Raw genomic sequence first — 9,230 nt, 5'->3', positions numbered from 1 at the left:
TCATCAAAAATTAAGTCTGTGGGGGGTGGGGGGGGTTCCCAGAAGTCCTCGAAATCTTCTTCTATCAGTGCCGGAGAGGTGGCAGTTTCGTCGCTTTTGGCAATCGTCATTTTTTCGGCCTCTCTAGGTGGGAGTATCCATGTTTTTGCTGATTATTGATCCTATGTTACATCAGAATTTAGGAGTCAGTCCCGATGAAAAATTTTTCACCCCCACAGATGAAAGAGGTTTCCTTCCCTACACCCCACACCCCACACCCTCTTTCAAGTCAGGAGATAGATAGGAGTTGAGAAAATTATCTTCGCTTAACAATGATCAAAACTTTTCTTCTGGGTGCGTTACATTGGGCTAACACACCCGAATAATATTCTTAAGCTAACTAAAAAACTTGGCTTTATCTTTAACTAATTTTGTCCCGATTCCGGCGGCAATGACTTCGGAGAGAATGCTAATTAAACGATAGATAGCAACGGTGATAAGTACGTTAGCGGCGGGAAAGTTTTCTGTGTCTAAAAGTGCGATCACTGTAGCTTCAAAAACTCCTAATCCTCCCGGCGCTCCGGGGACAACTAAACCCAATAACCAAGCAAAACTAAAGGTTCCTAAGAGGGGTAAAATCTGAGCGGGGGTAATCATTTTTAATACCATCCAAGCTAAAATAAAACCCGCACCGCGCCACAATAAAAATCCAGTTTCACCCAAGAGAGGGACGAGAGGATATTTAGTTAGATAAACAGGTTCTTGAGCAATCTTTTTCTTTTGGCTAAGGATTTTCAGAGGATAATTTAAAAATTTGGGATGAATGCCGATTAAAATTAATCCTAAAACTAATATCTGTATCCCTAGACTTGAGCTAGATTTCATCCAACCTAAACCACTACCAATAACTGCTATGGCTAAGGCTGCACACACCAGCAATAAAAGTTCTAATAAAACGCTTAAACTAGCGGTTCCCCAATCACTTCCTGCTTTATTAATTGCCACGATGCGAGCATAAAAGTGACCGATATTACCGGGTAGATATTTTCCTAAATTGGTAATCATATAGATGCCAATTCCTGCGGAGGTTTTAATCGGTTGTTGATAGCTTTTGAGTATCCATGTCCACACCCATCCTGCCCAAATTTGAGCGATAACGGTGGTTACAAGTGCCAAGAAAAGAAATAACCAACCATGATTTTCAATTCTAACTGAGGTGACGTTATCCCAGTTATTTTTAAGGTTACTGAGAACAAAAAATAAGGTTCCCCCAATAATCAGCCAACGTATAAACTTTTTCAGCATTTCGTTTTTTCCTTTATTCATTTTCTGGAGGGAACCAATCGAGATCAAGGAGATTTTCTAAACTGTAGGGACATTCCCCAGGAAAACTAACTTGATTATCAGTTTTTTCTCTAACATAATTTAAGGCTTTCTGGTAAATACGAGGTAATTCTTGAGTGAGATAATTGCGGGGATTAGTAGTTAAATAAGTGTCGATCTGGTTTTTGAAATTGACGATTTCTGAACGCCAATGACTAGGATTATATTCTCTTTCACTTCTCCAAAATTGCAGTAACAAAGCATGACGAATAATTTGCTGTAAAAAACTGGCAACACGAAACTTTTTTTCGTTTCCCAAGTCTTCTAACTCCTCGATTAAGTTTTCTAAGTCTAAAGCGTCAAATCTCTTCGCTTTTAAGAGTTCGATAGTTTCTTCCAACCAGAGGGAATCATCAATTTCGTAGAGAATTTTTAAGTCGGGAATAACAGTCATTATCATCTCCTTTATTCGTAAGGTGGTAGCCAATTAGGATCGAGAAGTTCTTCTAAACTGTAGGGACAAGTATTAGGGAAAGTAACTTGATTTGTTGTCTTTTTTCTCACATAACGGATTGCCTTCTGATAAATATTATCAAATTCTTGTTCTAAATATTTCCGTAAACTTGCCGTTAGGTAGGTATTTAATTGATCTTGAAAATTTACCAGTTCTGATTCCCAATGACTTTGATTATATTCTCTTTCCCTTGTCCAAAATTGCAGTAACAAAGCATGACGAATAATTTGCTGTAAAAAACTAGCAACACGAAACTTTTTTTCGTTACCCAAATCTTCTAACTCCTCGATTAAATTATCTAAATCTAAAGCGTCAAATCTCTTCGCTTTTAAGAGTTCGATAGTTTCTTCCAACCAGAGGGAATCATCAATTTCGTAGAGAGTTTTTAAGTCGGGAATAACAGTCATTATCATCTCCTTTATTCGTATGGTGGTAGCCAATTAGGATCGAGAAGTTCTTCTAAACTGTAGGGACAAGTATTAGGGAAAGTAACTTTATTTTTTGTCTTTTTCCGCACCAAGAAAACTGCATCTTCATAAATATTAGTTAATTCATTTTGTAAATAATTACGGAGATTGGTGGTTAAGCGTCTTTTTAGCTGAATTTGAAAGTTGACTATTTCTAACTCCCAGTGATCCTGATTATATGCTCTTTCCTCTGTCCAAAACTGTAGGAGTAAACAATGTCTAATAATTTGCTGTAAAAAACTAGCAACACGAAACTTTTTTTCGTTACCCAAATCTTCTAATTCCTCGATTAAGTTTTCTAAATCTAAAGCGTCAAATCTCTTCGCTTTTAAGAGTTCGATAGTTTCTTCCAACCAGAGGGAATCATCAATCTCGTAGAGAGTTTTTAAGTCGGGAATAACAGTCATTATCATCTCCTTTATTCGTAAGGTGGTAGCCAATTAGGATCGAGAAGTTCTTCTAAACTGTAGGGACAAATATCAGGAAAGTTGACTTTATTATCAGTTTTTTGACGAACATATCGCACGGACTCAAAGTAAATTTGCTCAAATTCCTGTTCTAGATATTTGCGAAGATTTGTAGTTAAATAGCGCTTTAACTGATATTGAAAACTGACTATCTCTGCTTGCCAATGAGCTTGATTATATTTTCTTTCACTTGTCCAAAATTGTAATAATAAACAATGTCTAATAATTTGCTGTAAAAAACTAGCAATACGAAACTTCTTATCGTTTCCCAAGTCTTCTAACTCCTCGATCAAGTTTTCTAAATCTAAAGCGTCAAATTTTTTCGCCTTGAGCAGTTCAATGGTTTCTTCTAACCAGAGAGAATCATCAATTTCGTAGAGAGTTTTTAAGTCGGGAATAACAGTCATTTTTTATCTCCTTTATTTGTAAGGTGGTAGCCAATTAGGAGCGAGCAGTTCTTCTAAACTGTAGGGACAAGTATCGGGAAAGTTGACTTTATTATCGGTTTTTTGACGAAGATAGCGAAGGGCTTTTTCATAAATAGTTGCCAAATTATGTTCTAGATAATTTCTTAAATTAGTCGTCAAATAAGTATTAAGTTCATCTTTAAAATTGATAATTTCTGAACGCCAATGAGCCTGATTATATTCTCTTTCACTTGTCCAAAATTGTAATAATAAACAATGTCTAATAATTTGCTGTAAAAAACTAGCAACACGAAACTTTTTCTCGTTTCCCAAGTCTTCTAACTCCTCGAGCAAGTTTTCTAAGTCTAGCGCTTCAAAATTTTTAGCCTTGAGCAGTTCGATAGTTTCTTCTAACCAGAGAGAATCATCAATTTCGTAGAGAGTTTTTAAGTCTAGAATAACAGTCATTTTTTATCTCCCCTAGAATTGGCAATAGTGACCAGTTAAACCGATCACTAAAGCTTTTTTACTGTTTATATACTAGATAATTTTAGCGGCGCGCAGACCGAAAAAGAGACCGAGGGCAATTCCGGTAAAAACGATCAGATAACCCGCCAAAGCAGCAACAGCTAACACAGACATGGTGAAAATCTCCCAAGTAATTTAATCTTTTTTAGCATTGTACCGTTATTCTTGCCCTTCCCCTTCCTCGTCTTCTATATCTTCCCCAAAGCGCTGCTGGGGGGGGATTGCGGCGACAATTGCCTCGATTACCTTGCCGACTGGAACAATTTCTAAGCCCACATCTTCGGGATAAACTTGACCTCTAGGGACAATCGCCCGTTTAAAGCCCAATTTAGCCGCTTCTTTTAATCTTAGTTCCATTTGCGACACTAAGCGGACTTGTCCGCCTAATCCCACTTCCCCGATTAAGACTGTGCGCGGATCCACGACTCGATCGCGAAAACTGGCGACAACAGCGATCGCAACTCCCAGATCCGCCGCCGGTTCTTCCACTCCCAACCCTCCTGCGGAGGCAACATAGGCATCTAATTTCGATAAAGGAATGCCGACGCGCTTTTCTAAAACGGCGAGAATTTGCTGTAATCGGTTGTATTCTATGCCCGTGGTCGATCTTCGCGGGGAAGCGTAGCTGGTGGGGCTAACTAATGCCTGTAACTCCACCACAATCGGGCGTGTACCTTCACAGGCTACCACCGTCGCCGTACCGGGGGAAAATTCGTCGCGATTGCCTAAAAACAATTCTGAGGGGTTTTCCACTTCCACCAAACCGTGATCCACCATCTCGAAAATACCGATCTCATGGGTTGCCCCAAAACGGTTTTTCACGGATCTTAAGAGACGATGGGAAGCATAGCGATCGCCTTCAAAATATAACACCGTATCGACCAAATGTTCCAAAACTCGCGGACCGGCGATCGCCCCTTCTTTAGTAACATGACCGACAATCAATAAAGTAATATTCTCCCGTTTTGCCACCTGCATCAAGGCGGAGGTACATTCGCGAACTTGGGCGACAGATCCCGGTGCGGAAGTTAAGGCCCCAAAATAAAGAGTTTGAATACTGTCAATTACCGCCACCTGTGGGCGTAGAGATTCTAATTCTCGCAAAATTTCCTCTAAATCGGTTTCTGGCAGAACATAGAGATGATTATCGAGTTCTGAGGTTGATTCAGAGGCTTTTTTCTCCTTGCCATTGCCGTTATTTTCCGACTCCACGGCAACCACTCCCACCCCCAAACGGGCAGCCCGCAGTTTAATCTGTTGTCCCGATTCTTCGGCGGAAACGTAGAGGATGCGCGGTAATCTTTGGGCGAGTTGGTTGGTAACTTGCAGTAAAAGCGTTGATTTGCCGATGCCCGGATCGCCGCCGATTAGTACAAGAGAACCGGGGACAATGCCACCACCGAGAACGCGATCGAATTCCCCGTAACCGGAGGGAAAACGTTCCTGTTCATACTGGGTAATTTCCGAGAAGCGCACCGAGATGCGCGGTTGGGGGTTGCGTTGCCCTTTGCCGTTATTTGGGCGACTATTTTGCCATCCTGGGCGATTTACCGCCGGATTATTGCCACCAGCCATCACTTGTTCTTCTAGCGTCCCGTAGGTGTCACAACTGGGGCATTTTCCCAACCATTGGGGAGATTCCGCCCCACAAGCACTACAGATATATATTGTTCGCGATTTCGCCATGTTTTTTAAGAAAAGTTGAAGAAAAGCGGTTTGGGGATCAATTCTCTTGTCAAATTTAATTAAGTATGATAGGGGGGAAGGAAGACCATAAAGTTATTGATAATTGCCATAAAAGAAATAAAATAGGAAATTTAGGCTTAATGATAACGGCAAAAGGATATTCTATAAACAGGAACGCTCGTTATTTAACTTTAAAATTCATCACACTATTTAACTAAGGAGTGTTAATTCAGTTGGAGAACCAGAAGGAAAAAATTCTCGTTGTTGATGATGAAGCCAGCATCCGTCGTATCTTAGAGACTCGTTTGTCGATGATTGGTTATGAAGTCGTCACCGCCGCCGACGGCGAGGAAGCTTTAGAAACCTTCCGCACCGCCGAACCCGATTTAGTGGTTTTGGATGTGATGATGCCGAAATTAGACGGTTACGGTGTCTGTCAGGAACTCCGCAAAGAATCGGATATTCCTATCATTATGTTAACGGCTTTGGGGGATGTGGCCGATCGAATTACCGGATTAGAATTGGGTGCCGATGACTATGTAGTTAAACCTTTTTCTCCCAAAGAACTCGAGGCGCGGATTCGTTCGGTGTTGCGTCGGGTAGAGAAAAATGGCGCCCCGGGGATTCCCAGTTCCGGTGTGATTCATATCGGTTCCATTAAAATCGATACCAATAAACGCCAAGTTTATAAGGGGGATGAACGCATCCGTCTGACCGGTATGGAATTTAGTTTACTAGAATTATTGGTCAGTCGCTCGGGAGAAGCTTTTTCGCGCTCGGAAATCCTTCAGGAAGTTTGGGGTTATACCCCCGAACGTCATGTGGATACGCGGGTGGTAGATGTGCATATTTCGCGTTTACGAGCCAAATTAGAGGATGATCCCAGCAATCCTGAGTTAATTCTCACCGCTAGAGGTACAGGCTATCTTTTTCAACGTATTCTAGAACCAGACGAGGAATAGTTCTCAGCTATGGCACAAGCTGATCCCAATCGTATTTTAAGACTGTTACCCCTGTTCGCCGGCATCGTCGGGGGTACGGTATTAATGTTTAATCGTTTTGCCACTGCCGATTTAACCCCATCGCAAGCGCGTTCCGATGTGATGGGAGTGATTTTGAGTGGGGTTTTAATTTTGGTGGGTTTAATCTGGCAAAGAGTTCAACCCCGCTTACCGGATGCTGTGGAATTAATCGGGCGCGAAGGCCTGGAATTTGCCCCAGATTTGCCAGAACAGGTTAAAATTGAGCTTGCTTGGGCTTCCCATTTACTTTTAACCAACACCGTGACAAAATCTCTGATCGTTTATTATCGGGGAGAAGTTTTATTACGTCGCGGTATCTTAAGCCAGAATTCTGAAGTTAAAGTTAGTAATATTATTAAAAGAGTTTTAGAAACCGGTAAAGCCGTTTATTTAGTTAATTTAAATTTATATCCCGCTAAAATCGAGTTTGACTATTTGCCAGAAAACACCCAAGGCTTAATCTGTCAACCCATCGGTAAGGAAGGGGTGTTAATTTTGGCCGCCAATGCGCCGCGCAGTTATACTAAACAAGATGAAATTTGGATCGAGGGAATTGCTGATAAATTAGCCGACACTTTCAGTCAGTTTTAGACGATTTCAGTTGAGTAGGGAAAAAAGATGCCAAGAATCCAGTTTAGCAATCTTCATATCTGGTTGTAGGGCGATTTTGTCCAAAATTGGCACAAAGCAAGAGAATTGCTTGAGTATCGGCGGCGAACATCTAAGAATCTCCCCATGAATTCATCTACTTTTGATCGCTTGATTACCCGCGGCGAAAATTTCGATGCAGTATTAGCGATCGCCAAAGTAACCACTTCTATTCAGATTCTACCAGTTTATTTTCCCTTGATCGCTCCAGCATTTATGCTAAATTTACTGGTAGAATACTGGGGATTTACCCCGCCCACTTCAGTCTGTTAAACTCCACTGTTCATAGCTCTGAAAATTTCACGAACAGAGATTTTTTCGAGCAAACAACCTATAAAAAAGTTGTCTAGCCGTAATTCCTATAATTCAATTACAGCTGCTATTAATTTCCAGCAGGGAGCTTCTCCTTCCCAATTTGCCGAAGAGACCCAAGGCAGACTAAGACTGACGGTAACAAAACAGTTTTGCTGAGGTTGATAGCCTGTATTTAATTTCTCGACAAATACGGGATCAGTTATCTTTGCTTCTGTCAAACTGTTACCATTCGCTGTTGTAATTGTGCCACGCCACTCAAAATTTCCTTTTGAATTTTCTTTTTGATATACTCTAAAACTCTGCACATGAATCAACTGGAGAGTATAACGTTGATTGAAATTAAGGTTTTTCAAATAAGAAGGATTAACATATTTAATTGAATTGTGCAGTATTTTTGTTGGGGTTCTACAATACTTTCCCAAATCATTGATATTGAATCTACCTACACATTTCCATTCACCGGGTAAAACGGAAAGATTTTCCGATTCAAACCCAAAATCATTGCCAGTATCAGCAAGGGGAATTTCGAGAATATCTAAAACTTTTGGTTCTTTATCAGAAATTAGTCTAACTGATCGTGGAACCCTGCCATCTTCTGGATAAAGAGAATCACACACAGGACGAACCCAATTTCCTGAACTAATATCAATTCCAGCGATACAGCGTTCATTTAATTTCCATGAATTAGCAAGACAGACAATTTTTTTCAGAGATGACATATATTGATATTCCCCCATTTCTCCTTTAAATATTCCGCCACTAAACGACGGTGACAATTATGAGGTTTTGCCTCACTACAGAGTAAACAAGCGTTATTAATTACATCTGGAGAAACTTTTGTTTCAATCCTCCGGCTACTAATAAGTTGTCTAAATTTTTGTTCGTATATTGTCCAATCAACTTTTTTCTTTTTATATTCATCAAGAATATCTTGAGTTGGAGCTAAGTCTAAAACATGAACATAGTCAATGCCACCGATGACTTTTAAAAAATATTCTAGGTCAGCTTTTTTACTAAATCCTGCTAACTGGGAAACATTATTTAAACGAGTATCTATAACTCTCTTAACACCAGCTTTTTGTAAGTCATCAAAGAACTTCTGTGCAGTCTTTTGAGTAAAGCCGATTGTAAAGAGATTGATTGTCCTGTTCATCTTGATTACCACTTGTTTCTATATAAGCAATTGCATCACCCTGAAGCTTATAAGCTTTCTCCAAACATTCTGCTTTTGTGAGAAGATTGCTATTTGGCTCGACAAATAAAGAAAGCTGAATTTCTTTTTGACTACTTGCTGAAAAATCGGTCAAACTATGTTTAAACAGCATTCTTTCTTCCAGATGGTCATGAGATTCCAAGTCACCATTTTTGAGAATATGATAAATATCTAAATCGCAATGACGTAGATGTTGACAAACCAGAATCGCTCTATGACATTCAATCGGGTCTTTCTCCGCACACATAAGGGCAATTCGATGTTTTTTCACTCCCTGTAAAATTCGTTCAATTCCATGATTAAAAGCAGATGTTTTCGCAATTTTTTCGTATAAAGCTTGACCATTGACATAACATTCTTGGCTGCTCGGTCTGGCTCCTAATTCCTTGCCCAAAAACACATAGTAAATGCCTTCACTTTTTAAAGCATTTGACAATATTGACTGATTAAAATGCTTGAGAAATCGGCTATAAGGATGAGAACGAACATCAGCAAGGGCAGTTATATTATGCTTCTTAAGTAGAAGCATAAATGAGGCAATTTCGTGATTAGAGTGGCCGATGGTGAATAACTGCATCAATATTATTATTCCTTCGATGAAAGCCTACAATAATCATTGTAGATCAACGATTGCCTAGAGAGGGGAACAGGCCATCGGGCC

The 9,230-nt window shown here is 40.1% G+C and carries 15 protein-coding genes and 1 pseudogene; 4 read left to right on the top strand and 12 right to left on the bottom strand.

What is annotated here, in order from left to right; translation table 11 throughout:
• Nucleotides 1-110, bottom strand: a pseudogene (locus O9290_RS28555) (Uma2 family endonuclease); the annotation flags it as partial.
• A 29-nt stretch (nucleotides 111-139) separates the two neighbouring features.
• Between O9290_RS28555 and O9290_RS18575 the strand changes: the two are divergent.
• Nucleotides 140-283, top strand: coding sequence for a hypothetical protein (locus O9290_RS18575; RefSeq protein WP_004266758.1), 144 nt, complete (start codon nucleotides 140-142; stop codon nucleotides 281-283).
• A gap of 92 nt (nucleotides 284-375) precedes the next feature.
• Here the strand turns inward: O9290_RS18575 and O9290_RS18570 are convergent, their stop codons facing one another.
• From O9290_RS18570 to radA, 8 genes are all read right to left on the bottom strand, one after another.
• Nucleotides 376-1,305 (bottom strand): lysylphosphatidylglycerol synthase transmembrane domain-containing protein, encoded by a 930-nt coding sequence (locus O9290_RS18570; RefSeq protein ID WP_288059645.1) that lies wholly within the window; start codon nucleotides 1,303-1,305, stop codon nucleotides 376-378.
• A complete protein-coding gene (locus tag O9290_RS18565; protein ID WP_288059647.1) occupies nucleotides 1,298-1,756 on the bottom strand; it encodes a DUF29 domain-containing protein in 459 nt (152 codons plus the stop codon). Before O9290_RS18565 ends, O9290_RS18570 begins: the two co-directional genes overlap by 8 nt.
• 11 nt (nucleotides 1,757-1,767) lie before the next feature.
• Nucleotides 1,768-2,223: a DUF29 domain-containing protein gene (locus O9290_RS18560; protein WP_147072336.1), complete on the bottom strand. Its 456-nt coding sequence runs from the start codon at nucleotides 2,221-2,223 to the stop codon at nucleotides 1,768-1,770.
• A gap of 11 nt (nucleotides 2,224-2,234) precedes the next feature.
• A complete protein-coding gene (locus O9290_RS18555; RefSeq protein WP_004266761.1) occupies nucleotides 2,235-2,690 on the bottom strand; it encodes a DUF29 domain-containing protein in 456 nt (151 codons plus the stop codon).
• Between the two features lie 11 nt (nucleotides 2,691-2,701).
• Nucleotides 2,702-3,157, bottom strand: a complete 456-nt coding sequence (locus tag O9290_RS18550; protein ID WP_288056385.1) for a DUF29 domain-containing protein — start codon at nucleotides 3,155-3,157, stop codon at nucleotides 2,702-2,704.
• Between the two features lie 12 nt (nucleotides 3,158-3,169).
• Nucleotides 3,170-3,625, bottom strand: a complete 456-nt coding sequence (locus tag O9290_RS18545; protein WP_149986180.1) for a DUF29 domain-containing protein — start codon at nucleotides 3,623-3,625, stop codon at nucleotides 3,170-3,172.
• 72 nt (nucleotides 3,626-3,697) lie between these two features.
• Nucleotides 3,698-3,799 (bottom strand): cytochrome b6-f complex subunit PetL, encoded by a 102-nt coding sequence (gene petL, locus O9290_RS18540; protein WP_002791324.1) that lies wholly within the window; start codon nucleotides 3,797-3,799, stop codon nucleotides 3,698-3,700.
• Between the two features lie 45 nt (nucleotides 3,800-3,844).
• A complete protein-coding gene (gene radA, locus O9290_RS18535; protein WP_004266763.1) occupies nucleotides 3,845-5,371 on the bottom strand; it encodes a DNA repair protein RadA in 1,527 nt (508 codons plus the stop codon).
• 233 nt (nucleotides 5,372-5,604) lie between these two features.
• Between radA and rpaB the strand changes: the two genes are divergently transcribed.
• The 3 genes from rpaB (at nucleotide 5,605) to O9290_RS18520 (ending at nucleotide 7,314) form a co-directional block, all read left to right on the top strand.
• Nucleotides 5,605-6,333 (top strand): response regulator transcription factor RpaB, encoded by a 729-nt coding sequence (gene rpaB / locus O9290_RS18530; protein ID WP_002781934.1) that lies wholly within the window; start codon nucleotides 5,605-5,607, stop codon nucleotides 6,331-6,333.
• 9 nt (nucleotides 6,334-6,342) lie between these two features.
• The gene (locus tag O9290_RS18525) at nucleotides 6,343-6,984 is read left to right on the top strand and encodes a cofactor assembly of complex C subunit B (protein WP_287971709.1); all 642 of its coding nucleotides are present in this window, start codon (nucleotides 6,343-6,345) and stop codon (nucleotides 6,982-6,984) included.
• A 144-nt stretch (nucleotides 6,985-7,128) separates the two neighbouring features.
• Nucleotides 7,129-7,314 carry a hypothetical protein gene (locus O9290_RS18520; protein WP_061433146.1) on the top strand — a complete coding sequence of 62 codons (186 nt, stop codon included), beginning with the start codon at nucleotides 7,129-7,131 and terminating at the stop codon, nucleotides 7,312-7,314.
• A gap of 86 nt (nucleotides 7,315-7,400) precedes the next feature.
• On the opposite strand, the gene O9290_RS18515 is transcribed toward O9290_RS18520, so the two are convergent.
• From O9290_RS18515 to O9290_RS18505, 3 genes are read right to left on the bottom strand one after another with little or no spacing between them, the layout of a single operon-like run.
• Nucleotides 7,401-8,093 (bottom strand): dual OB domain-containing protein, encoded by a 693-nt coding sequence (locus tag O9290_RS18515; RefSeq protein ID WP_061433145.1) that lies wholly within the window; start codon nucleotides 8,091-8,093, stop codon nucleotides 7,401-7,403.
• A complete protein-coding gene (locus O9290_RS18510) occupies nucleotides 8,063-8,509 on the bottom strand; it encodes a DUF488 domain-containing protein (protein ID WP_002804177.1) in 447 nt (148 codons plus the stop codon). The genes O9290_RS18515 and O9290_RS18510 overlap by 31 nt, the downstream gene beginning before the upstream one ends.
• Nucleotides 8,445-9,146 carry a DUF488 domain-containing protein gene (locus O9290_RS18505; protein WP_061433144.1) on the bottom strand — a complete coding sequence of 234 codons (702 nt, stop codon included), beginning with the start codon at nucleotides 9,144-9,146 and terminating at the stop codon, nucleotides 8,445-8,447. Before O9290_RS18505 ends, O9290_RS18510 begins: the two co-directional genes overlap by 65 nt.
• Between the last annotated feature and the right edge of the window lie 84 nt (nucleotides 9,147-9,230).

The sequence above is a fragment of the Microcystis sp. LE19-41.2A genome, from assembly GCF_027530405.1.
Lineage (GTDB): Bacteria > Cyanobacteriota > Cyanobacteriia > Cyanobacteriales > Microcystaceae > Microcystis > Microcystis aeruginosa.
The sequence above is the reverse complement of the archived record's forward strand: the minus strand, read 5'-3'. Positions and strand labels throughout refer to the sequence as shown.

Coding starts and splice junctions, on each gene's coding strand:
- O9290_RS18515 (WP_061433145.1), bottom strand. CDS start 8,093: ATGGGGGAATATCAATATATGTCATCTCTGAAAAAAATTGTCTGTCTT.
- O9290_RS18575 (WP_004266758.1), top strand. CDS start 140: ATGTTTTTGCTGATTATTGATCCTATGTTACATCAGAATTTAGGAGTC.
- O9290_RS18505 (WP_061433144.1), bottom strand. CDS start 9,146: ATGCAGTTATTCACCATCGGCCACTCTAATCACGAAATTGCCTCATTT.
- O9290_RS18550 (WP_288056385.1), bottom strand. CDS start 3,157: ATGACTGTTATTCCCGACTTAAAAACTCTCTACGAAATTGATGATTCT.
- O9290_RS18525 (WP_287971709.1), top strand. CDS start 6,343: ATGGCACAAGCTGATCCCAATCGTATTTTAAGACTGTTACCCCTGTTC.
- O9290_RS18565 (WP_288059647.1), bottom strand. CDS start 1,756: ATGACTGTTATTCCCGACTTAAAAATTCTCTACGAAATTGATGATTCC.
- O9290_RS18510 (WP_002804177.1), bottom strand. CDS start 8,509: ATGAACAGGACAATCAATCTCTTTACAATCGGCTTTACTCAAAAGACT.
- O9290_RS18555 (WP_004266761.1), bottom strand. CDS start 2,690: ATGACTGTTATTCCCGACTTAAAAACTCTCTACGAGATTGATGATTCC.
- O9290_RS18560 (WP_147072336.1), bottom strand. CDS start 2,223: ATGACTGTTATTCCCGACTTAAAAACTCTCTACGAAATTGATGATTCC.
- O9290_RS18545 (WP_149986180.1), bottom strand. CDS start 3,625: ATGACTGTTATTCTAGACTTAAAAACTCTCTACGAAATTGATGATTCT.
- petL (WP_002791324.1), bottom strand. CDS start 3,799: ATGTCTGTGTTAGCTGTTGCTGCTTTGGCGGGTTATCTGATCGTTTTT.
- O9290_RS18520 (WP_061433146.1), top strand. CDS start 7,129: ATGAATTCATCTACTTTTGATCGCTTGATTACCCGCGGCGAAAATTTC.
- O9290_RS18570 (WP_288059645.1), bottom strand. CDS start 1,305: ATGAATAAAGGAAAAAACGAAATGCTGAAAAAGTTTATACGTTGGCTG.
- radA (WP_004266763.1), bottom strand. CDS start 5,371: ATGGCGAAATCGCGAACAATATATATCTGTAGTGCTTGTGGGGCGGAA.